This window comes from Bradyrhizobium sp. NBAIM01 (assembly GCF_020194115.1).
GTDB classification, from domain to species: domain Bacteria; phylum Pseudomonadota; class Alphaproteobacteria; order Rhizobiales; family Xanthobacteraceae; genus Bradyrhizobium; species Bradyrhizobium yuanmingense.
Genome location: NZ_JADYVU010000003.1, coordinates 170,066 through 190,358, shown reverse-complemented (window position 1 = coordinate 190,358; position 20,293 = coordinate 170,066). Strand labels below are relative to the sequence as shown.

Sequence of the window (20,293 nt, the reverse complement as noted above, 5' to 3'; positions counted from 1 at the left end):
CCCGGTCTTCAGGATTCTTGTTAGTTACGCTTCGGGGAAGCCCCGGAGCAAGTACGAGCGCACGGCTCCCAGCAGGCCGTTCAAGATCAAGCCCAGCAGCGAGATCGTGATCAGCGGCACGAACATGTCCACGGCCTGGAAGGTTCTGGCCGCAGTCACGAGGGCGTGCCCCAATCCGTCCGTCGACGTGATCATTTCGGCCAGAAACACCACGATGCAGGAAATGACAAGGCCAATCCGGCACCCGGTCAGGATCGACGGCATCGCTGCCGGCAGCACTACCTTGAAGAGGATTTCGTAGCGTGACGATCCCGCAGCCATAGCCGACCAGATCAGCTTCTGCTCGACGGTCGAGGCACCGTAATAGGTCGACAGCAGGATCGGGAAAAGAGCGTCGGCAGCCACTAATGTGATCTTCGATCCGTGGCCAAATCCGAGCAGCAGCAGCAAGGCCGGATAGAGCGCGACCTTGGGCAAAGGCGCCAATACGCGCACGATGGGCCGAACCACGGCGTTGATCGCCGGATTGGCGGCGGCGGCAATGCCGATGCTGACACCGAGCACGACAGCAATCGCGAAGCCGGCAAACAGCCTGATCAGGGTCGCCGCGATCTCGTGCTGGAACGTCGAGGTTACGAGTTGCTGGAGCAGCCTGCCGAAGACGAAGCCTGGCGGCGGCAGCAGAACTGCCGGCGCGAAGCCGAAAGACACCAAGCCTTGCCACAGCGCGATCACCAGTGCGATCGGAGCAATCCCAAGAACGAAATTAGGGGGGAGAAGCCGCGACATCATGAGAAGCTCAGCGGCATGTCGAACTGTGGCTCGGACCAGCGCACGAGCCTAGCACGAACCTTCTCGAAAATCGCGTCGAGGCAGATTCCCATCGCTCCAACGATGATGATCATCGCAAAGACGGTTTCGTATTGGCCCATGTCGAGCGCGTTGAACAGGATGTTTCCGGCACCGGACTGACGGGCAATCATCTCACTGGTGATCATCGTGATCAGCGCCAACACCAATCCTGTACGACACCCCGTCAGAATTTCCGGCAGCGCCGCCGGCAGCACGATACGCACCAGGCGTTGCACCGGCGAGAGCCCCATCGCAGCGCCCGACCACAGCATCTTCTCTTCGACCGCCTTGGCGCCTTCGAAGCTGTGATAAATCACGGGCAGGCTGACGCCGAGGAAGATCACGAGCGTCTTCGTGATGTCGCCGACGCCGAGCCAGAGCATGATGATCGGCATCAAGGCCGCCTTCGGCACCGGATAGATCACCATCAGCAGCGGATTGAAGAAGGCCGCAATCGCGGCGCTACGCCCCATCAACAGGCCAAGCGGAATCGACACGAGCACGGCCGCGCCAAATCCCATCGCCATGCGCCGGAGCGAGGCCAGAATATTGATCAGGGATTCCCTGTCGCCAAGGATGTCCGGAATCGCTCTCAACGCTCCAATCGCGGTCGGAAAGCTGTCATTCTTCAGCGCCAGTGACGCGACCTGCCACACCACCAGCAATCCGATGCAGGCGAGCACCGGGGCAGCGCGCTTGGTCATGCCGGCCGCCGACATCACGCGGGCGCTCCGGCTTCGTCGCTCTCGTCGAACATGCGCTCGATGTCGACGACGTACTTCTGGTAACGCGGATCGAGCAACAGCTCGTTGCGGCGGCGCGGCCGCGGCAGGTCGATGTCGATGACCTGCCGGATTCGCCCGGGCGATTTCGACATCATGACGACCTTGTCCGAGAGGAAGACGGCTTCGTCGACCGAATGGGTGACGAAAAGCACCGTCTTGCGGTCACGCTCCCAGATGTTCAGAAGATCGTTCTGCAGGCGCGTCCTCGTGTGCGCGTCGAGTGCCCCGAACGGCTCGTCCATCAGCAGCACTTCGGGATGGTAGGCAAGCGTCCGCGCCAGCGCCACGCGCTGCTTCATGCCGCCCGACAGCTCCTTGGGATAGAAGTTCTCGTAGCCCTTGAGGCCGACCATCTCGATCAGGGCCCGGCTCTGCGCTTCGGCCTCGGTGCCGCGAATTCCTTGCTGACGCGGCCCATACATCACGTTGCCGAGCACAGTCTTCCAGGGAAAGAGCGCAAATTCCTGGAATACCGGTCCGCGATCCGGACCGGGCCCCGTGATCGCCTGTCCCTTCATCTTCGCCGCGCCGCTGGTTGGACTGACGAAGCCGCCGACAATGTAGAGCAGTGTCGACTTGCCGCAGCCGGACGGACCAAGGATGGAGACGAAAGCTCCTTCCTCGATCGTCAGCGAAATGTCCGAAAGCGCAACATGATTCTTGCGTGCCGAGGTTTTAAAGACCTGCGACACGCGGTCGATCTCGATGATTGCGGAAGCCGGATCTTGTTGCGTCACCGGTCTCACCCATTCGCTCGATCTCGCAGATACTACCGTCATCCCGCCTTCCGTCCCACTCGCACGAGGATTCAGCGGCATCAGCTTAGCAAGAAGCCTGCCAGACAGGCTGTCACTTTCGCGCCCGTGCGGTGCGTCATTCGAACCACGGCCATTCTGCCGGGCCTTCATGCGTCACGGCTCCGCCCGGCGCCTGCCCAACCAGCCGCGCATATTTTGCCAGCGCACCTGCGCGGTGGCGAGGCGGGCGCGGCTTCCAATCGCGTCGCCGTGCGGCGAGCTCCTGTTCCTCGAGCAGGACATCCATCCGTCGATTTGCGGCATCAATCCGGATTCGGTCACCATTCCGGACGAGCGCCAGCGGACCGCCAACAAATGCCTCGGGGGACACGTAGCCGATGCACATCCCGCGGGTCGCGCCGGAGAACCGGCCATCGGTGATCAGCGCCACTTTTTCACCCATGCCCTGCCCGTAGATCAGTGCGGTGACGCCAAGCATCTCACGCATGCCAGGTCCGCCGACTGGCCCTTCATTGCGGATCACGAGAACCTCGCCCGCCTTGTAACTGCGGTCACGAACGGCTGCGACGCAGGCTTCTTCATCCTCGAAAACACGCGCGACGCCTTCGAAGAATTGGCTCTTCAAGCCCGCCACCTTGATCACCGCCCCATCGGGACAGAGGTTACCCGTCAGCACCGCGACACCACCGTCAGGCATGATCGGCGCGCGAGCCGTGTACACAACCTCTCCGTCGGGCGCGTTGGCCACACCGTACTCTTCGGCAAGTGTGCGGCCGGTGATCGACAAGCAGCCGCCATCGATATGACCGCTCTGGATCAGCTCGCGAATGATGACCGCAGCGCCGCCGATATCGTAGACATCCTTCGCCGTATACTTGCCTCCGGGGCGGAGATTGCCGATCAATGGCGTCCTGGCAAAGACCTCCCCCACGTCATCGATGCTGAATGCAATTCCAGCCTCATTCGCGATCGCCGGCAGGTGCAGCGCGGCGTTGGTCGAGCCGCCCGTCGCTGCCACGATCGCCGCTCCGTTCTCCAGGGATTTCCGCGTCACGATGTCGCGCGGCAGCGGCCCGCCGCGGTCCAGCATCTCCATGATCAGTCGGCCGGCGCGTCGCGAAATCTGCGCACGCTCGGAATAGACACCGGGCACCATCGAGACGTTGGGAATAGTCAGCCCCATCGCCTCCGATACCATGCCCATGGTGTTCGCGGTGAACTGGCCGGCGCACGCACCGATCGTCGGCAGGCAGGCGCGCTCGATCCGTTCGAGCGTGGCGCCGTCGATCTCGCCAGTCATGAAGCTGCCGACAGCCTCATAGGAATCGAGCACCGTCAGCGTACGTCCATCCACGCGGCCCGGCAGCGAGCTGCCGCCATAGATGAAGATGGAGGGTACGTTGCAGCGGACCATGCCCATCATCACGCCAGGAAGCGTCTTGTCGCATCCGCCGTATCCGATCAGCGCATCGTAGGCCAACCCATGGACCACGGCTTCGATCGAGTCGGCGATCAGCTCACGCGAGAACAGGGAGAACTTCATCCCCTCATGATTCATGCTGATGCCGTCGGACACCGAAACAGTCGAGAACTCACGCGGTGTACCGCCGGCCTCCTCGATCCCGGTCTTGGCTGCAGCTACCTGGAAGTCGTGGGTCATGTTGCAGGGCGTCTGCTCACCCTTCATGCTGACGATGCCCACCATCGGCTTCGCAATCGCAGCGTCGTCGAGCCCCATGGCGCGCATGAATGCACGATGCGGCGCTCGGTCGAGGCCGTCTGTGGTGACTCGGGATCGCAACTTCTTCATAGATGCATCTTCTTCGTGCAGCGTCCCGGATGATCCGGAACGCCACGATACTACGTTCGGTAATTTCGCCCCGCTTCTATTGAAGCGGCGCGACGATCGACGGATGCTTGAACTGTGCGACATCCAGCTTCGGCAGCATTCCTGTCTCTGCATAGATATCCAGCATCTTCTGGATCGCCGGGAAGTTCGGCGCAGCACCCGGATCGCGGCCGAAATCATTGTCCTTGAGCAGGTAGGTCTCAAGCACCGGGATGGGGGCTTTCAGCACTTCATTGACGACCTTGAGAGTCTCCTCGCGGTTCGCGAGTGCCTTCTTCATGCCCGAGGTAATATCGCGGACATAGGCCTTGACCAACTCGGGGTTCTTGTCGACGAAATCGGCACGGCAGGCTTCCAGAATGTGCACAATGTTCGGCATGGCCTGGGAGAGCGAGAACAGCTTCCTTGTGCCGCCCTTTGCCTCCGCGCGCGCAGCAAACGGCTGGTTCATGTTCACCGCGTCGACGCGGCCTTGGCGCAGCGCGTCCTCGGAGACGGCAAAGCCGACCTCGACCAGCTTGATGTCCTTGGCCGGATCGACGCCATTCTGCTTCAAGAGCAGATTGAACGGCCCTTGCGTGCCGCCACCGATCACGGAAATGCCGACCGTCTTGCCCTTGAGATCCGCGATTGTCTTGATGGGCGAGTCATCCTTGACGGCCCAGTAGACCGAGAAACCGCCTGGCATCTCGAAAACGTGTTGCGCGACGATATAAGCCTTGAGATTGCCGCCGACGACACCGTTGGAGAGCGAGAGCGGCGCCTGCGTCGCACAGTCCAGTGCACCGGCCGCCAGGGCCTGCGTCATCGGCGCGGTGCCCTGGAATTGGGTCCATTCGATGTTGTAGGACTTGCCGAGATTGGGAAATTCGGTCGGCCTGCGCATCATCCAGTACTTGGACTCCTCCGCAGGGATGGTCCAGCCGACGCGGATCGTCTGCTGCCCCCACGACGGGCTTGCGCCCGCGCTCACGGCGGCTGCCGCCCCCAAAGCCAGGATCCACTTCGAAACGGTTCGCATCGTGCCACTCCGCTGCTCCGGCGCCGACCGGCGCCCCAACCCGACCGTCTCAAATGTTTCATGGTTCAAACAATCAGGCAAGCCATGCGAGGCGGGCGGTTTTGCCGCCAGATGTATGCTAAAGCGGCGCTGCGACAGAAGGAGGCAACCTATGGCTGATGGCAGCAAGGAGACAAACCCGCAAGGCACTGAGAAGCTCGGCTATCTCGGCCTGGGACTCATGGGAACGCCGATGACCCGACGCCTGCTGAAGGCCGGCTATCAGGTCGCCGTCTGGAATCGCTCGGAGGGCAAGGTAGCGCCGCTGGTCGAGGCTGGCGCCGAGCGCGTGGTCACGCCCCGAGATCTCCTGGCGAGCTCGGATATCGTCTTCATGTGCGTGACGGATGCGGCCGCGGTGGAGGAGGTGATCTTCGGGCCCGAAGGTCTGGCGGCCGCTCCTGGCGCGGGCAAGCTTGTGGTCGACTTCTCGTCGATCCATCCAGACGCAGCGCGCGACCTCGCAACGCGATTGAAGAACGCGAACGGCGCGGGCTGGATCGATGCGCCGGTGTCCGGGGGCACGAAGGGCGCGGAGGAAGGCACGCTCGCAATCATGGCGGGCGGCGAAGCCGCCGACATCGAGAGGGTGCGGCCCTACGTGCTGGCCATGGCGCGCAGGTTCACGCATATGGGCCCGATCGGCACCGGCCAGACCACAAAGCTGTGCAACCAGGTGATCGTCGGATGCGCGATGGCCGTGCTTGCGGAAGCAACCCGCCTTGCCGTGAACGCCGGAATTGACGCCAACCGATTGCCCGAAGCGCTCGCAGGCGGCTTTGCGGATTCCATCCCGCTCCAGCTGTTCGTGCCGCGAATGGTCAACGGCATTCACAGCCCGCCGCTCGGCCACATCGCCACGATGCTCAAGGATCTCGATACGGTCGCCGATGTTGCACAGGCAACCTCGACGCCAGTGCCGATGGCCGCGCTTGCCGGACAGCTTTTCAGGCTGGCGAAGGCCGCGCGAGGTGCGGACGCGGACGCGCTGGAGATCTACAAGCTTTCGGCGGCAGAGCGCAAAGCGCTCTAGGGGCGCATTACCGCCCGTTCTTGCGCTCATCGTCGGCCATGAAGCGACCGAACGCTCCTCGCGCAAAGAGCAGCGGCTCTTTCGCATTGTAGGTATATGCCTCGACCGCGCCGAGAAAGATCACATGGTCACCGCCATAATAGCGATTCACGGAGCGGCATTGAAAGTTGGCGACGCTCTCGGCGAGCACTGGAGCGTTGCCAAGGCCGGGGGTCCAGTCGACGGCGGTGAACTTGTCATCCGACGATTTTGCGAATTTGTTCGCAAGCGCTTGTTGTGAAGCGCCGAGAACGTTGACGCTGAAATGGCTGGCGTTCTGGAAGATGGTCAGGCTCGAGGAATAGACGACGAGGCTCCACAGAACCAGCGGCGGATTCAGCGAGACCGAGGCGAAGGAATTGCACGTCAGTCCGTACGGCTTGCCGTCGGGCGCTGCCGCTGTGATGATCGTGACGCCCGTTGCATAAGTTCCGAGCGCGTTGCGAAAGTCGCGAGGATCAATCTGCGAGCTGTCGCTCGCGAACTCATTGGCGGGATCCGGCGCGCGAGGCTGCTTCGGCAGGTCATTCATCGGCCGACCTCACAGCGTGAGATTCTCGGAGGGCAGGCCGAGGGCCACCCGTCCGTAGTTGGTCCCGGCCGCATCGAAGTTGAACGCGAGATGTGAGTTGATCGCGTGCGCATCGCGGAACTGCCGCTGTAACACGCCGCTCGTGAACAGCCCGCGAGCGCCGCTCGCGGCAAACAGCATCGAGACCGCGTCCGTGCACAAGTTCACGGAAAAGGATCCGTCGCGGCGATATCTGGTCTTGGTTGCCATGTCAGGAATATGGCCGCGCCGTGCGGCCTCCATGGCATCGAGACAGGCCGACCGCATGATCAGGCGCGCAGCGTCGATCTTGGCCGAGGCCTCCGCGATCTTGATCTGCGTGCTTTGAAAATCGCTCAGCTTGGCGCGGTTGTACGTCGAAATACGATGACGCGCGACCTCCGTATAATCGTCGAGGCACGCCTGTGCATTCCCCAGCGCGACACCGGAGAGGACGTAAGGAAATAGCGAGAAGACAGGCAGCGTGTACAGAGGATTCGGATTGACCGCGCTTCCCGGCGTGGGGCCACCTGAGAGGTTCCCTACGGCGACCGTCATATGGTCAGCCACGAAGGCATCCCTGACCTCGACGTCGCACGACCCCGTCCCGCGCAATCCGGCGACGTTCCAAGTGTCCAGCACCTTGTAATCGCCGCTCGGCAGCAGAAAGATTCGATACTCGATGCCGTCGGCATCGTCGTCGGAATAGACCACGCTCGCAAGCATATTCCATTCGCAGGAGGCAACGCCCGAGGAGAATGGCCAACTGCCATGCAACTGGTATCCGCCCTTGACCCGCGTGGCGCGTCCGGCGGGGAAAATGAACGAGGACGCGATCAAAGTATCCGGATTGCGGCCCCAGACCAGATCCTGCGCCTTCGGCTGGAACATGCCGAGCATCCAGTGATGGCTCGCCAGATTGGCGAGATTCCAGGCAACCGACGCATCCGCCTGCCCGAGCAGCTCAGCGCAATCGACGAGGGCGACATAGTCGAGCTCAGCGCCACCAATCCGGGCCGGTTGCAGCATCCGGAACAGGCCGGCATCGTGGAGATCCTTTTCGGTTTCCGCCGGAAGATGCCGCAGCTCCTCCGTCCGTGCCGCCCGCTCACGGAGTCGCGGCAGAAGCGCCCGGGCCCTCGCGATCATTGACGCATAGATCTCACCGCCGGCTTGCAAGCCTGCGGGCTGGGTCATGCTCGGCTCCTGGCCAGGCGCCATTCGTGTCCCTCGCTTTCACACATTTATGCGGCGGGACCTTCGCCAAATCAAGCCGAGCCAGTGCCTCAAGTCGACCTTGGAGGCTTGACCGAGCCAAAGGCGCCCTTCTCGCCAAAATCCGCGATCCGACGTTCGTCGTAGCCGAGCGTATCTTGCAGGATCTGCTTGGTATGCTCGCCCAAAAGAGGTGCCGCGACGGGGTCGACCGCGGCTGTCAGGCTCATCGTAATCGGCGGCTCGATGTTGGGCACCCACTCGGCTGTCGGATGCGGAATCCGGTTCAAACGATGGCGCTCGCGAGCCTCGGGGGCGTTGAAGCCCTCCTCGACCGTCCGGAGATAGCCGACGGGGATATTTGTCAGCTTCATCTTCGCCATCCAGTTTTCGAGCGTATCACTGGCGAAGACTTCGGCGATGGCTGCCCGCAGGAGCTCCTTGTTCTCCGAGCGGGCTTTGCGCGTCGCAAACCGCGGATCGGTGATGAGATCGGGCCGATTCAGCACCTCGACCACAAGCCTGCGGTAGAGCCGGTCGTTGGCGCAGGCCATGTAGAGCGGCCCATCTGAGGCCTCGTAGACGCCGACGGTGGGAGACCCGCTCGGCGAATTGCCGAACCGGCCGGGGTTTTCGCCGTTGATGAGATAGGCCATGCCGTAGAAACCGGTCATTCCCATTGCGACGTCGAACAGGGCAACTTCGACATGCTGCCCCCGGCCGAGCCGCTCCCGCGCGAGCAGCGCCAGCAGGATGGCATTGCAGGCGGACATCCCCGTCGCCATGTCGACAATTGGCGGGCCGGTGCGAACCGCCGGGCCGTCGGCAAATCCATTAAGCGACATGAAGCCGCTTTCCGCCTGGGTGATCGGATCGAAGCCTGGCCGGGAGGCAAACGGTCCGCTGCGTCCGTAGGCGGAGATCGAGCAATAGACCAGCCGCGGGTTGAGCGGCGCGACCGATTCATAATCGAGCCCGAACTTCTTCATGACCCCGCTCGAAAAATTCTCCACGACCACATCTGCCTTGCGGATCAGATCCAGCGCGATCTCGCGCGCCTCCGGCACAGCAAGATCGAGCGCGATGCCGCGCTTGTTGCGATTCAGGCTGAGAAAGGCGGCGCTCTCGCCTCCAATCTCCGCGTGCTCATAGGCGCGCGTGTCGTCGCCGCCATCGGGATTCTCGATCTTGATGACGTGCGCACCGTAGTCGGCGAGCGTCTGGGTGCAGGCCGGGCCAGCGACCACACGCGTGAAATCAACGACCAATAGGCCATCGAGCGCGGTCGGGCCTCCCGTCCCATGCGAGGCACGTACCGGCAATTGAGGCTTGGTGGGCATCGATCGCGCTCTCCCTTACATCGGCTTATGGCCGCCGAATTTCCTGCAAGAGCAAACTTAAAGCCCGGCGCCGCCGACTTCGCAAGTCCCACGCCCGCATCGCTTCAATACGCAGAAAGGACCCGGCAGCCCCCAGGCTGCCGGGTCCTCGGACGTTCCAGGCGCATACTGGCCATTAGATAGACGCGCGTTCCGTGCGGCGGCAAGCCTGCTCAGTGCAGCCACTTCCGCCAATAGAGCGTATGCACCCAAGCCCAAGGGGTCTCGGGCTCGAACAGCCGATAGCCCGCCTGAATGAAGTTGTTCGCTGATACCGGGTTGTCCGTCGTATCGGAGACAATGCTGTCCCATCCGATACGCCGCGCCCTCGCCTCCACCGCACGCATCAATCTGCGCTGAAGGCCGCGTCCCCAATGCCGTTGCAATACGCCAACTCTGGAGAAATAGCCGCCATTTCGAACGTGGGTCGAGGGCACAATTCCGGCGAAGGCGACTGCTCCCTCGTCGTGATAAGCCATCCACCACGCGCCGAGGTCGAACGCGGGCATCGCCGCGGTATCGAAGAACGTGAGCCGATGTAGATCAGCTAAAGTTTCAGCAACGTCATCATCGGACGCATCGACGATACGAATTCTGTACATGAGCGACTCGTTGGCAGCAGATCATGATCAGGCGCGGAGCGACGTCACCGGCGCCATGAAGGCTCATTTGCCCAACACGACCTTGACACCAAGCCAGACCGCTCCCATCAGGCCAGTGGCAAGCACGGTGATCACTGCCTTGAAGGTGTAGCTCTGGGCTTGCTCCACGCTCTTTCGCCACCTCCGCAAGTGCTGAAAATCGGCTCGCAGCTCCTTTCGGTCGTCATCTTCGATGCCAAAAGAGGCCAGCACCGAGGCGACCGTCTTCAACACGATCGCATCGATGCTCTCCTGCTGGAGCCTGTGCTGCTCGGCCAGCGTCTCGGCCACAATGGCCCTGATCTCGTCGTCTTGCATCCTCATCGCTTGATGATCCTTGCAACATTCTCGAAGCCGCGCTTGGCGAAATAGAATGAGACCACAAGATTGGCGGTGACCGCCGCAAATCCCGCCAGGGCGTCCGTCGAGCCCAATCCGAGAACCTTGTCCCAGACCAGGAGCTTTGCGAAATAGAGCGCGACGCAATAGCCCATCAGCTTGTCGGGCTCGTAACGGCGAGCGATATCAGGTAGGCGGTCATCGTCTCTCCCTATAAAAGAAATGCGCGGCAGATCGCGCGAAGAGCGCGATCGTTTCGGGCGCGAACCCTATCTCCGTTGAACCCGGAGACCGCAGCGGCGCAGGCAAACGCCCGGCGCCGCGGGCCGGCACGTTCGCGCGTGCACGGCCAGCAATGGTTCGGACGACGGCGCGCCGATCGGCGCTCTCTCAACGCGTTATCAAGCGAGTGCGTGGCCGCAATGCGCCGCCGCCGTCCGATTCCAAAATCGAGAACGAAAAAACCCGCGGCGGATCGCGTTCCGCGCGGGTGAACCAAACTCGTCTCGATGATGGCATTATGCCGGTGTTTTGCCCGACGTGTCAAAACCTTCCGCTGAATTGAAAAAGCCCGCCGCGGATTGCGTCCCGCGCGGGTCAACTCAAACTCGTTTCGATGATGCCATTCTGCCAGTGTTTTGCCCGACGTGTCAAACGAACGAATTCGCACGAGCCGCGTTGGACAATCAGGAGCGACCGGCCATGACCATCAAGACGACCTCACCCGGCACATCGCAAGACGAGACGTTGCGAGATCGTCCGGGCTCGAAGCCGCGCATCGACAAGGAACGCGCCACGCAGCAGGCGATCGTCGAAGATGCCGACGTGACGGCGGACGACGGCCGCGATCTCGCGCATGGCGAGGGCGGCACCATCGATCTGCCTACACAACCCGGCGATTTGGCGAAGGACGATTAGCCCGCGGCACAAGCGGCGCGCATCTCGATGATGCCATTGTGCCGGTGTTTTGCCCGACGTGTCAACGCGCCGAACAGGCGAGAGCCTCATCTCCCACCTCGATATGTGGTGCGCAAGGGGCTTGCTTCAAGCCCCCGGTGATCGCGTAAGACCCCTCGGCCTGAACAACCAGTCGAGGGGTCACGACATGCCTTTCCCGCTTCCGACGTCACGCTCGCGCGGCCGAACCAGCGCGGAACGCGCAACTGCCGCCGGCCATCAAGTTGTCATCGCCGGCGCCGGCCCGACCGGCTTGATGCTGGCCGCCGAGCTCGCGCTGGCTCAAATCGACGTCGCAATCGTCGAGCGGCGCGCGAGCCAGGACATCGTCGAGACGCGCGCCGGCGGACTTCACGCGCGCAGCATCGAGATCCTCGATCAGCGCGGCATTGCCGAGCGCTTCCTGCGCGAAGGGCAAATCACCCAGCTCGCCGGCTTCGCCTGGACCAGGCTCGACATCGGCGATCTCCCCACGCGCCATCCTTATGGGCTCGCGCTGCGGCAGAACCAGATCGAGCGCCTGCTGGCCGAATGGGCCTCCGAGCTCGCGGTGCCGATCTATCGCAGCCGCGAGGTGACGGGCTTTGCGGAAGACGCGAGCGGCCTCGACATCACACTGTCCGGCGGGATGCGCTCGCGCGCGCTTTACCTCGTCGGCTGCGACGGCGGCCGCAGCCTGGTGCGCAAGAACGCCGGCATCGACTTCCCCGGCTCAGAACCTTCGCTCAGCAACCTCATGGCCGAGGTCGAGATGCGCGAAGAGCCCCAATTCGGCCTGCGTCACGACGCGCTCGGCTTCCACGGCCTCAGCAAGACGGGAAGCGGGCGCGTGCTGGTCGTCGTGACGGAAGCCGAGCTCGCGCGCAGCGGCGAGCCGAGCTTGCGCGATCTCAGCGCGGCGCTCGAAGCCGTCTACGGCACGGACTTCGGCGTCAACAATCCCGCCTGGATCTCCCGCTTCACCGACGCGGCGCGGCAGGCCGCATCCTATCGCAGAGGCCGCGTGCTGCTCGCCGGCGATGCCGCCCACATTCATCACTCCGTCGGCGGCCAGGGCCTCAACCTCGGTGTGCAGGATGCGGTCAATCTCGGCTGGAAGCTGGCGCAGGTGGTCAGGCGCATCTCGCCCGAGAGCCTGCTCGACACCTATCACAGCGAGCGCCATCCCGTCGCCGCGCGCGTCCTGAAGAACACCATGGCGCAGATCGTCCTGCTCCGCCGCGGCGACGACGGCCGCAAGGCCGCGCGCGAGGTGATCGCCGAGCTTCTCGCCATGGACGAGCCGCGACAGCGCCTTGGCGCGATGATGAGCGGGCTCGACATCGCTTACGATCTCGGCGAAGGCCACGCGCTGCTCGGCCGCCGCATGCCCGATCTCGATCTCGTGGCGGACGGGCAGCCGCTGAAATTGTTCACGCTGCTGCACGGCGCGCGCGGCGTGCTGATCAATTTCGGCAAGCCGGGCGGCCTCGACATCTCTCTCTCGACGGAGCGCATAGTGATCGTCGATGCCGATTACGATGGCCGGTGGCTGCTTCCGGCGATCGGCGAGGTCACCGCACCGAGCGCGGTACTGGTGCGGCCCGATGGTCATGTGGCCTGGGTGGGCGACGAGAACGGACACGGACTTGCGGAGGCGCTGACGCAGTGGTTCGGGCCGGGTGGTGCGTAGGGCGCGAACGTCTCGTGCCCCGCCAAAACAAACAAGCCCTCGGCAGATCCGCGGGCTTGTTCCGAACTTTTCGATGATGCCATTCTGCCAGTGTTTTGCCCGACGTGTCAAACGACCACTCTCGCTCCACTACACAAACGTCATTGCGGCGGAAGCAAAGGCCGTATCCAGCGCGAGAACCATTCCTCGCCATCATCGCGCGGATGGAGGGAGCCGTCCACTCCGAAGATCTGTGGAGGAATGAGATAACTCGGCTCGTCTGCAAACACGCCGATCGGCTTGCTGGGTTGCGGCTGCTGGCCGCGAGCGGCCGGGATAGTCCAATTGCCATACCGATCGTCGAATGCGGTAGACGGCAGATACGGGACTGGCGCACTGCCCGATATAAACACGTTGCCCGCGTTCGTCTCATTCACACGGGCGAGACGCCGGACATCTTCGGGCGCGACTGATGCGCTTAAGCGCGAGACTCCTGATTGAAGCGCTTGCGGCTGCTCAGTTGGTCCCTCAGAGGTCTCGTCCTGATTTCCGCGGTGCCCCATCGCCAAGGGCGTTGCGATCGTTTTGGCATCTTCGTTCGACCAAGGGCCCGCATTCAAGCCGCCAACATAGCTGCTCGTCTCGTCGCGATTGAATGGATCATATGCGGGCGCTCCGGTGGAGAACACTCCTCCGTCGCTGGTCCGAGCAGTTGCCAGCGTCGGTACGCCAGCAGCTAGCCCAGCGACCGCTGCCCGAGCCCAGACAGGCGAGAATTGCGGCGCTAACACCGCGGCCGCGGCAAGTCCTGCTCCCATGTAGAGGCCAGCGGGCGGCGTTGCATGAAACGGAGCGCCGGGGTCCAATATCGGTGAGCGTTCGGAGAATGGATTTGGCCAACCGGTCGCAGGATCAAACTTGAGCACTAAAGGATCCTCGGCCACCCCAGTAGTAGGAGGTAGTTGTCCAAAGCCTCGAGGATTGGTCGCCGGAAATCCCGGCAACCCGTACGTGATAAGCGGATTGCTAGGCGTAAATCCTTCCGGTTCGTTGATTCCCTCAAGCGACGGCGGAATAAAACCTGGCAAACGCGTATTGACGAAGGGCGGCACCAGGCCCGGAAGATCGGGGACAGGTCCGACGTTGGTAAATTGCAGCGAGATAGGAGAGCCTTTCGGCGAACGCTTCAGGATTGCGATCCTCTCTGCCATGCTGAGACCGCTGGTTGGAGAGAGAAGCGGAAAGTCCAAGGCCGCGTCCGCGCGACCGGCAGCGAGGAATTGGTCCACTGTCTCCTGCATCTCCCGGATCTGCGTCTGATGATCGGCGGCGTATGCTCTCCAGTTGTCGAACCATTGCTTGTTCACCGCATTTGCGTTTTCGGTGGTCATTCCCGTAGGAGTATTGGCAAATAGATGACCGCTCGCCAGCGCGTACTTGGCGGCCGCCACGAGTGCGTTTACGTCCGACACCAGCTCATCGAGCTCATGCGAGTCACCCGCGAGAGCCGCCGCGTACCTCGGAGATTGTTCTACCGTCTTAAGGTAGTCGCCGAACCCCTGATGATACGCCCCGAGATGGCCTCCAGTATGAGGGCTCGCACCCAGATCGCTTGCCGCCGATTGTACGGAGGGCAAACTCATACGATTTCGAGTTGCGTCAACTTCGAACCGTCCACGTAAAAAGCGGACGACCGGGTGGTCGGCGAAATGCTGAAGTAAAATGTGGTGATTTTGAAACATGAAATTGCGGCTCCTGCCGTGCGCCGGCATCCGAGCTGCTCCTGAATGCAGCCGGCGTTCTGGTTTGAATGCTGTTTGGATGGCCTGCACGGGGGAGGCCGGCCGCTGGATTTGCGGGTTGTATCGTCCGACGTGCCGGTAAACGTTGTGGCACGAAGCTGTTGCCGACGTCGGCATCTGCCGGAAGGCTTCGGGACAGCGGAGGGCTTGGCTACATCACGTAGATCGGGGGAATCCCCCGCGCCAACAACGCGCAAGCACCTTCGGACGCGGGCGGTTCACGTGCGTTGATAGATCATTGAGTCTTGGGAGACTTTCGACGGTATCTCAGTGCGCTACGTCTGGAATCAACCCCAATTGATGTAGGGATTTCCGAATCTTAGACCTTTCAGGCCTGCAGCCTTACAAGCATCCTTCATTGCTTGACTACAAACAACTTTGTTCAAAAAGCGGGCTCGGAAGATATGAGCCGAACCGATGACCTCTTCGCGAAAGACGAACGTGGAATCCATCGCCGTGCCGACATACCGCCTGAAATCAGTCCCATCTTCCAGGACTTTGAAGTTCGACTTCTCCTCATCGATGACATCGAGCTCACGGACGATGTCGCAGAGCCAATATACCGGTGCTTCTCCTCTCAACGACCGCGTTTCGCATCTCAGAAAAGCAACCCCCTCTCTGTCCACCGACTCGAGAACGTTTTTCATCCGATCGGACACGAGCCAAAAGTCGTGAAATGGCTCCCAATCGGCCGGCGGCCGCCCGAGAGATCTGGCGATCAGCAGCCGCGGCGTTTCTAGGAGCGGAGGAAAGCTTCGCTTGCCTCGTGGTGAATACAGCACGGGGCCAACGCCCAAGGCGTCGAAATTTTCCATGTTCCAACCGGGCGACGTGCTAACTCTAATATCCCGTTCGAACTTGTATAGCTTTGACGACTTTTTCTTTCGCGCTGCAATACCTGACTCGGGCATCGTTTGTCGCTCCCTTGCCTATCGCTCGGCCCACGGCGCTTCTCAGAGCTTTGAAGTTCTCAAGCCGATTTCTTTGCGCACCATGGACTTGCACGTGGAACAAGGCTTGCGCGCAACAATAAAGCCCGCGGCTTCCCGCGAGCTTGATCGGCCTTTCTCCATGATGCCATTCTGCCAGTGTTTTGCCCGACGTGTCAAAGCGATTTCGAGCAGTGCAACTACCATTCGACACGTGCAAGAAGTTTGGGAGACTAGTGCTCGAATTCATCCGTACAATAGAACACCGGCAGACCTCCAAAAACATCAGAGTTCTTGTAGCGCACTGCAATCCGCTCGCTCGCACTTGCTCCGATCGTATCACCGTCCTTCACCACGTTTCCGTGCTCGATCAGATACACGGAAAGTCCTGCCACCTTGTCGAACAACGCCGGAAGCGCGAGCTTACCGGTCACGAATTCGATCTCGCGGCCGACAAACGCGGACAAGCCCATCGTGATCGCTCCGATCTTCGCACCTGACCGGAACGGAAGAATGTCGACCCATAGTCTAAAGGGATAGTCCGGATACGGTGCGAGCGACCAGCGAGACGCATCGAGCCAAAGATCGGCCGGCTGTGCCACCCGGCCCGCCCACACCACGCCGCAACATTCCGGCACGGTGGCAATCAATGCACCGATGACTGCAGTCGTAAGGCGGGCGGCGACCAGCGGCTGCTCAGATTTTCCGAGCAGCGAGACGATGATGTGGCCTTGATGGTTCGTTGCCACAGCCTCGCTTTCGGGCCAAGTTCGCGCAGCGCGCGCCCAAAGCCCCGGATCCTGCGGGATGGGCGCCGGCATCGACATGACCGCAACAAGCTCGTTGCCACAGCGGATGAGCGGCGAATTCGCTTGAGCCGGTTGCAGCTCGTCATCGTCCGGCGCCTCTGCTGCCAATTCCGGATGGCGGGCGTGAAGAACTTTGGCGACTGCTGACATGTCAGGCGTCACCGGTCTGCTCAACAGGACAAAAGAGAGAAGCGAGCTACTCATCAACGACCCCGCAGAAATTCCAGTGTGAGTCAAACTTCGGCTGTTCGCCCAGAGGTTGAAACCCTCTTTAGAACAAATAGGGAACAATGTCAATCGGCGTTTTCCGCGCTCCGGGTGAGCGCAAGATAGAGGGGTTCACGCAACAACAAGAAATACCGCGCGCGCCGTCGCCAGAGCCACACCGGGCCGCCCTCCCATGAACAACCGGCAACACACCGCGTTGCACCGCCCATGCACGGATCAATGCCCGATCCTCTGTTGGCGCGCGCCGATGCCGCCCTCCTCTAAGCAGAACGGCTTCGCCTCGCCCTGACGTCAGCGCGCGATCGCCCGCGCCATCTGCGACAACGCCGAGCAAACTCGCACCCTGCAAGCCGGCCTCTCGCCAACCATCGCGATTGCGCTGACGGTCAACGCTGCTCGTTCGGCGTAGCGTCGGCCTCGCGCTGGAAAGGCTCGTGCGTCCTGCGTCCCAGAAACGTATCGGGTGGCGGTTGCTTCAACAGCTCGCGGCATTCGCGCACGATCCGGCGCATGTGTTCGGCCTGTTCATGGTCGACAGGCAACGGCCGATAGACTTGCATCGTAAGTGCTCCCCTTGCTTTGCAGGCGGGAGCACGCTCGGTCTCTCAGCCACCGACGCCTACGGACAAAGCCTTGGCCGGTGATGCAACATCAACTAACAGAGGTCGCCTTGGTTCAATATTGAACTTTAGGACTCGCGCGGTGCAAATTGAGTAAGCCGCTCAACATGCTCAAGCTTCTCGCGAAAATTAATCCGCGCAACATATCAAATGATGTGACTCCGCTGTGCCGGAGGCGTAAGGTAAGTCATCACCGCAAGGCCCGTGGCATCGATCGGTGATGAGAACGCCAGTTGCGCTCCCGCCCTTCTCTAACGAGGGAGCACGCCGATGCTGAAGCGGCGTCGTTTCAAACAGACCACCACCTTGCGCGAGAGACTCGCGGACGAGGCGGAGCGTTGCCGCAAGGAAGCGCGCACGTTGGCACCCGGCCGCCGCCGCGACATGCTGCTGCGCCAGGCGCGGCAGGACGAGACCGCGATGCAGATCGATTCCTGGCTGCGCTCGCCCGGCCTGAGGGCGCCGACATGATGCAATATCGCGCTTATCTCATCGGCGAGGACGGTGTCTTCCGCTCCGCCGAAGCGTTCGAAGCTCCCTCGGATTCCTCTGCGCTGACCTTTGCGAAGCGGTTCACGCGGCTCGGCAAGGTCGAGGTCTGGCAGCTCGGCCGAAAGATCGCCGTGCTGAACTCCGAGCAATTGTGCCCGCCCCTGCCCGAGCCGTCCCGCCCGACGCTGACGCGTCAATGACCGCGTGACCGCGGCCGCGACTTCAGGTCTTCGATCTGGAAGCAGAACTTCACCTGCATGACGGGACCGCTGGCATCGCGCACGTCGATGGCCAGTTCCTGCCGGTCGCCGGTGAGCGGCGCGGAGAGCAGCGCATCGCGCGCGAGGTCGGCGACCGACTTGGCGGCTTCGGCCTGAACCGCGCGCGGGCTCGACAATTCCAGCCCCTCTTCGTCCAACGCAATTCCCTTGTCGTCGCGAAGGTCAAAGTAATATCTGGGCATGTTCGCATCCCTTTGGCCTATAGGCCCAAGAGCGGACAAAGGTTTCAGGCGGGACTAAAAAAACTCTTGGAAGCCAATGGGTTCCGGGAACGCAGACCGATCTGCGACCGGCCCGCCTATTCCTCTGCAAGCTTGTGCTCGATATAGGCGTCCACCGTCTCGGCGAACGAGCGCTGCACGCCGACCGCGGCATCGTGCTGGTCGAGCGCGTCGCGTTGCAGCACGCGCAGGCCCCGCCCGCGCATGCACGCGGGGGCCGTGTTCAGGTACTGGTCGATGGCGCCCTTGGCAAGCGGGATGGCCTTAGGATCGCCCCTGGCGATCAGGAGCCGGAGCAGGCTCTGGCATTCGGCCAAACCGGGCATGGCGTCACTCACCTCTGCTGCGATTTCGGCTTCGGCCGCTGCACGGGCTGGGTATGAGTGCCGAACAGCGCCAGCAGCAGCGCAACTTCTTCCTTCGAACCGATCTGGATCATGATTGTCTCTCCGTTTCGCTTGGTTGGTCGGCCCCGGCGGGCGCCGAGTTCAGGACGATCTGGTTTCAGCACTGTTTCAGGCGTGTTTCGTCGTCGCCGTGGGCTTGGCAGAAAAGGAAAAGCCGCCCTGAGGCGGCCAGTTTCAGACTTTCCTTTTTCGGTTATTTCTTGAGGGCGTCAGAGGCGTCCCGCGCTGCGTCCTTTACATTCCCAGCGACGTTGTGGGCGGATCCCTTGGCCTTATCCATCTCGCCTTCGGCTTCGAGGTCCTTGTCCCCGGTAAGCTTGCCAGCCCCCTCTTTGATCGCGCCTTTTGCCTTGTCAGCGGCGCCCTTCACATGTTCACGGTCCATGATCGTTATCCTCCTTGTCTAGAAGACGAGCACAACGAAAACGCTGCGCTGTCGTTCCTGCGAGACGCGCACCACACGAAGAACGGTCGATTGCGATGTCCATGAGCTGTTTACGCAGCTTGTACTTGTTGCTCGCCGCGGGTGTGCAAAAGTGGACAGACAGGGCCGTTGAGGTTTGGTTTAGCTCCTGCATTGGACTTGCAATTCTTACTTGCGATCGGCCCGGACGCTCACACTCCGGGTTTTTCGCTTGGCGTCCTAATCCGCCTTGAGCGTGAAGCAGACACCGACCCGCTGACCGAGTGTTGACGAGTCCACGCCCCCAGCACGCGCTATTTGCCGCGCCTCTGCGTGACGCCGCGCAGCGCGATGCCGTGCTGCCAGGCCCGCACCCGCACCGCCGCTTCGCTCCGGTTGAGCTCTGCGGCAATTTCGTCGGGGCGGCGTCCGGCTTCAGCCAGCGCTTTCAGCCGCTCATGCTCGTCCGCCGTCCACCTCTTCAACAAGGGATAGCGTGATTGCATGGTTGGAGCGGCTCACCCGTCGTTCAAAGCGCTGGCGACAATCCACCCGGACGGACCAAGTTCCTATCTGGCCGCGCGTGGCGGACCGACACTAACAGCGGCTTGGTAAGCTGAACTTTGCAAAAATTAAGCCCGCGACGGATCGCTCCGCGCGGGCATTGTTTCGAGCGCAGGCTCGGGTGAGACCTTCGCTCAGTGCATCAGTTCGAGGTGCAGACCTTGACGGTCTTCATGCCGGCCTCGGCTTCAGACCTGGTCTTGTACACGGTGTCGCCGCTGACGACCGTCGTTTCCGTGGTCGTCGGCTTCGACTCGGTGATGGTGCACTTCTTGGTCTTGACGTCCTGCACAACGTAGAACGATTGCGCAAACGCGGGAGCCGCAACCGACGTCAGCACGGCGGCGGCAATGATTGCTTTGAAGTTCATCGTGTCCTCCTCCAGCAGCCCGGTCATCCAGGCTTGTCTTCTACAAACCCGACAAATTG

Annotated in this window: 24 protein-coding genes and 1 pseudogene; 5 read left to right on the top strand and 20 right to left on the bottom strand. The window is 62.0% G+C overall.

The genetic code is table 11. The features are described from left to right. Positions 1-24 precede the first annotated feature (24 nt). The 5 genes from I6F31_RS11720 to I6F31_RS11700 form a co-directional block, all read right to left on the bottom strand. Complete coding sequence (locus I6F31_RS11720) at positions 25-792, bottom strand: ABC transporter permease subunit (RefSeq protein WP_225185430.1); 768 nt, start codon at positions 790-792, stop codon at positions 25-27. Continuing rightward, complete coding sequence (locus I6F31_RS11715; protein WP_225185429.1) at positions 789-1,574, bottom strand: ABC transporter permease; 786 nt, start codon at positions 1,572-1,574, stop codon at positions 789-791. The genes I6F31_RS11720 and I6F31_RS11715 overlap by 4 nt, the downstream gene beginning before the upstream one ends. After that, positions 1,571-2,416: an ABC transporter ATP-binding protein gene (locus tag I6F31_RS11710; RefSeq protein WP_050996053.1), complete on the bottom strand. Its 846-nt coding sequence runs from the start codon at positions 2,414-2,416 to the stop codon at positions 1,571-1,573. The genes I6F31_RS11715 and I6F31_RS11710 overlap by 4 nt, the downstream gene beginning before the upstream one ends. Before the next feature lie 94 nt (positions 2,417-2,510). Continuing rightward, complete coding sequence (gene ilvD, locus I6F31_RS11705; RefSeq protein ID WP_225185428.1) at positions 2,511-4,205, bottom strand: dihydroxy-acid dehydratase; 1,695 nt, start codon at positions 4,203-4,205, stop codon at positions 2,511-2,513. Between the two features lie 76 nt (positions 4,206-4,281). Further along, entirely contained in the window at positions 4,282-5,265 is a 984-nt protein-coding gene (locus tag I6F31_RS11700; protein ID WP_225148148.1) for an ABC transporter substrate-binding protein, read from the bottom strand. A 151-nt stretch (positions 5,266-5,416) separates the two neighbouring features. Here I6F31_RS11700 and I6F31_RS11695 point away from each other — a divergent pair, with 151 nt between their 5' ends. After that, positions 5,417-6,337: an NAD(P)-dependent oxidoreductase gene (locus I6F31_RS11695; RefSeq protein WP_225185427.1), complete on the top strand. Its 921-nt coding sequence runs from the start codon at positions 5,417-5,419 to the stop codon at positions 6,335-6,337. Between the two features lie 7 nt (positions 6,338-6,344). On the opposite strand, the gene I6F31_RS11690 is transcribed toward I6F31_RS11695, so the two are convergent. The 6 genes and pseudogenes from I6F31_RS11690 to I6F31_RS11665 all read right to left on the bottom strand — a co-directional run. After that, on the bottom strand, positions 6,345-6,908 hold the full coding sequence (locus I6F31_RS11690; protein WP_225185426.1) for a flavin reductase family protein: 564 nt from the start codon (positions 6,906-6,908) through the stop codon (positions 6,345-6,347). Positions 6,909-6,917: 9 nt separating this feature from the next. Then, a complete protein-coding gene (locus I6F31_RS11685) occupies positions 6,918-8,123 on the bottom strand; it encodes an acyl-CoA dehydrogenase family protein (RefSeq protein WP_192893130.1) in 1,206 nt (401 codons plus the stop codon). Positions 8,124-8,212: 89 nt separating this feature from the next. Next, entirely contained in the window at positions 8,213-9,481 is a 1,269-nt protein-coding gene (locus tag I6F31_RS11680) for a CoA transferase (protein ID WP_225185425.1), read from the bottom strand. Positions 9,482-9,693: 212 nt separating this feature from the next. Continuing rightward, complete coding sequence (locus I6F31_RS11675; RefSeq protein WP_225185424.1) at positions 9,694-10,122, bottom strand: GNAT family N-acetyltransferase; 429 nt, start codon at positions 10,120-10,122, stop codon at positions 9,694-9,696. Positions 10,123-10,185: 63 nt separating this feature from the next. After that, positions 10,186-10,485 carry a hypothetical protein gene (locus I6F31_RS11670; protein WP_225185423.1) on the bottom strand — a complete coding sequence of 100 codons (300 nt, stop codon included), beginning with the start codon at positions 10,483-10,485 and terminating at the stop codon, positions 10,186-10,188. Next, positions 10,482-10,673: pseudogene (locus tag I6F31_RS11665) on the bottom strand (hypothetical protein); the annotation flags it as partial. The pseudogene I6F31_RS11665 and the gene I6F31_RS11670, both read right to left, overlap by 4 nt. A gap of 529 nt (positions 10,674-11,202) precedes the next feature. Between I6F31_RS11665 and I6F31_RS11660 the strand changes: the two are divergent. Continuing rightward, positions 11,203-11,418: a hypothetical protein gene (locus tag I6F31_RS11660; RefSeq protein ID WP_225158306.1), complete on the top strand. Its 216-nt coding sequence runs from the start codon at positions 11,203-11,205 to the stop codon at positions 11,416-11,418. A 187-nt stretch (positions 11,419-11,605) separates the two neighbouring features. Further along, a complete protein-coding gene (locus I6F31_RS11655; protein ID WP_225175196.1) occupies positions 11,606-13,129 on the top strand; it encodes an FAD-dependent monooxygenase in 1,524 nt (507 codons plus the stop codon). Positions 13,130-13,269: 140 nt separating this feature from the next. On the opposite strand, the gene I6F31_RS11650 is transcribed toward I6F31_RS11655, so the two are convergent. The 4 genes from I6F31_RS11650 to I6F31_RS11635 all read right to left on the bottom strand — a co-directional run bounded on the left by I6F31_RS11650 (position 13,270) and on the right by I6F31_RS11635 (position 17,436). After that, a complete protein-coding gene (locus I6F31_RS11650; RefSeq protein ID WP_225175195.1) occupies positions 13,270-14,880 on the bottom strand; it encodes a hypothetical protein in 1,611 nt (536 codons plus the stop codon). Between the two features lie 317 nt (positions 14,881-15,197). Beyond that, positions 15,198-15,821 (bottom strand): DUF1629 domain-containing protein, encoded by a 624-nt coding sequence (locus tag I6F31_RS11645; RefSeq protein WP_057028650.1) that lies wholly within the window; start codon positions 15,819-15,821, stop codon positions 15,198-15,200. A gap of 251 nt (positions 15,822-16,072) precedes the next feature. After that, on the bottom strand, positions 16,073-16,798 hold the full coding sequence (locus I6F31_RS11640; protein ID WP_225185422.1) for a DUF4261 domain-containing protein: 726 nt from the start codon (positions 16,796-16,798) through the stop codon (positions 16,073-16,075). 464 nt (positions 16,799-17,262) lie between these two features. Continuing rightward, a complete protein-coding gene (locus I6F31_RS11635) occupies positions 17,263-17,436 on the bottom strand; it encodes a hypothetical protein (RefSeq protein WP_225185421.1) in 174 nt (57 codons plus the stop codon). Between the two features lie 330 nt (positions 17,437-17,766). On the opposite strand from I6F31_RS11635, the gene I6F31_RS11630 reads away from it, so the two are divergent. Beyond that, positions 17,767-17,967 (top strand): hypothetical protein, encoded by a 201-nt coding sequence (locus tag I6F31_RS11630; protein WP_225185420.1) that lies wholly within the window; start codon positions 17,767-17,769, stop codon positions 17,965-17,967. Next, positions 17,964-18,188, top strand: coding sequence for a hypothetical protein (locus tag I6F31_RS11625; RefSeq protein WP_225185419.1), 225 nt, complete (start codon positions 17,964-17,966; stop codon positions 18,186-18,188). The genes I6F31_RS11630 and I6F31_RS11625 overlap by 4 nt, the downstream gene beginning before the upstream one ends. Here the strand turns inward: I6F31_RS11625 and I6F31_RS11620 are convergent. From I6F31_RS11620 to I6F31_RS11600, 5 genes are all read right to left on the bottom strand, one after another. Beyond that, the gene (locus I6F31_RS11620) at positions 18,182-18,451 is read right to left on the bottom strand and encodes a hypothetical protein (RefSeq protein ID WP_225185418.1); all 270 of its coding nucleotides are present in this window, start codon (positions 18,449-18,451) and stop codon (positions 18,182-18,184) included. The genes I6F31_RS11625 and I6F31_RS11620 overlap by 7 nt on opposite strands. A gap of 116 nt (positions 18,452-18,567) precedes the next feature. Further along, positions 18,568-18,816 (bottom strand): hypothetical protein, encoded by a 249-nt coding sequence (locus I6F31_RS11615; RefSeq protein ID WP_225185417.1) that lies wholly within the window; start codon positions 18,814-18,816, stop codon positions 18,568-18,570. A gap of 274 nt (positions 18,817-19,090) precedes the next feature. Beyond that, complete coding sequence (locus I6F31_RS11610) at positions 19,091-19,282, bottom strand: CsbD family protein (RefSeq protein ID WP_057028646.1); 192 nt, start codon at positions 19,280-19,282, stop codon at positions 19,091-19,093. A gap of 332 nt (positions 19,283-19,614) precedes the next feature. Then, positions 19,615-19,806, bottom strand: coding sequence for a Myb-like DNA-binding domain-containing protein (locus I6F31_RS11605; RefSeq protein ID WP_036007637.1), 192 nt, complete (start codon positions 19,804-19,806; stop codon positions 19,615-19,617). Between the two features lie 200 nt (positions 19,807-20,006). After that, on the bottom strand, positions 20,007-20,234 hold the full coding sequence (locus tag I6F31_RS11600; RefSeq protein ID WP_225185416.1) for a hypothetical protein: 228 nt from the start codon (positions 20,232-20,234) through the stop codon (positions 20,007-20,009). Positions 20,235-20,293: the final 59 nt, after the last annotated feature.

Excerpts from the sequence above, each read along its gene's own strand:
- I6F31_RS11655 (WP_225175196.1), top strand. The coding sequence starts at position 11,606 with ATGCCTTTCCCGCTTCCGACGTCACGCTCGCGCGGCCGAACCAGCGCG.
- I6F31_RS11670 (WP_225185423.1), bottom strand. The coding sequence starts at position 10,485 with ATGAGGATGCAAGACGACGAGATCAGGGCCATTGTGGCCGAGACGCTG.
- I6F31_RS11610 (WP_057028646.1), bottom strand. The coding sequence starts at position 19,282 with ATGGACCGTGAACATGTGAAGGGCGCCGCTGACAAGGCAAAAGGCGCG.
- I6F31_RS11650 (WP_225175195.1), bottom strand. The coding sequence starts at position 14,880 with ATGCCGGCGCACGGCAGGAGCCGCAATTTCATGTTTCAAAATCACCAC.
- I6F31_RS11635 (WP_225185421.1), bottom strand. The coding sequence starts at position 17,436 with ATGCAAGTCTATCGGCCGTTGCCTGTCGACCATGAACAGGCCGAACAC.
- I6F31_RS11625 (WP_225185419.1), top strand. The coding sequence starts at position 17,964 with ATGATGCAATATCGCGCTTATCTCATCGGCGAGGACGGTGTCTTCCGC.
- I6F31_RS11615 (WP_225185417.1), bottom strand. The coding sequence starts at position 18,816 with ATGCCCGGTTTGGCCGAATGCCAGAGCCTGCTCCGGCTCCTGATCGCC.
- I6F31_RS11710 (WP_050996053.1), bottom strand. The coding sequence starts at position 2,416 with ATGACGGTAGTATCTGCGAGATCGAGCGAATGGGTGAGACCGGTGACG.
- I6F31_RS11660 (WP_225158306.1), top strand. The coding sequence starts at position 11,203 with ATGACCATCAAGACGACCTCACCCGGCACATCGCAAGACGAGACGTTG.
- ilvD (WP_225185428.1), bottom strand. The coding sequence starts at position 4,205 with ATGAAGAAGTTGCGATCCCGAGTCACCACAGACGGCCTCGACCGAGCG.
- I6F31_RS11695 (WP_225185427.1), top strand. The coding sequence starts at position 5,417 with ATGGCTGATGGCAGCAAGGAGACAAACCCGCAAGGCACTGAGAAGCTC.
- I6F31_RS11600 (WP_225185416.1), bottom strand. The coding sequence starts at position 20,234 with ATGAACTTCAAAGCAATCATTGCCGCCGCCGTGCTGACGTCGGTTGCG.
- I6F31_RS11720 (WP_225185430.1), bottom strand. The coding sequence starts at position 792 with ATGATGTCGCGGCTTCTCCCCCCTAATTTCGTTCTTGGGATTGCTCCG.
- I6F31_RS11630 (WP_225185420.1), top strand. The coding sequence starts at position 17,767 with ATGCTGAAGCGGCGTCGTTTCAAACAGACCACCACCTTGCGCGAGAGA.
- I6F31_RS11675 (WP_225185424.1), bottom strand. The coding sequence starts at position 10,122 with ATGTACAGAATTCGTATCGTCGATGCGTCCGATGATGACGTTGCTGAA.
- I6F31_RS11645 (WP_057028650.1), bottom strand. The coding sequence starts at position 15,821 with ATGCCCGAGTCAGGTATTGCAGCGCGAAAGAAAAAGTCGTCAAAGCTA.
- I6F31_RS11605 (WP_036007637.1), bottom strand. The coding sequence starts at position 19,806 with ATGCAATCACGCTATCCCTTGTTGAAGAGGTGGACGGCGGACGAGCAT.
- I6F31_RS11690 (WP_225185426.1), bottom strand. The coding sequence starts at position 6,908 with ATGAATGACCTGCCGAAGCAGCCTCGCGCGCCGGATCCCGCCAATGAG.
- I6F31_RS11640 (WP_225185422.1), bottom strand. The coding sequence starts at position 16,798 with ATGTCAGCAGTCGCCAAAGTTCTTCACGCCCGCCATCCGGAATTGGCA.
- I6F31_RS11685 (WP_192893130.1), bottom strand. The coding sequence starts at position 8,123 with ATGACCCAGCCCGCAGGCTTGCAAGCCGGCGGTGAGATCTATGCGTCA.
- I6F31_RS11680 (WP_225185425.1), bottom strand. The coding sequence starts at position 9,481 with ATGCCCACCAAGCCTCAATTGCCGGTACGTGCCTCGCATGGGACGGGA.
- I6F31_RS11620 (WP_225185418.1), bottom strand. The coding sequence starts at position 18,451 with ATGCCCAGATATTACTTTGACCTTCGCGACGACAAGGGAATTGCGTTG.
- I6F31_RS11700 (WP_225148148.1), bottom strand. The coding sequence starts at position 5,265 with ATGCGAACCGTTTCGAAGTGGATCCTGGCTTTGGGGGCGGCAGCCGCC.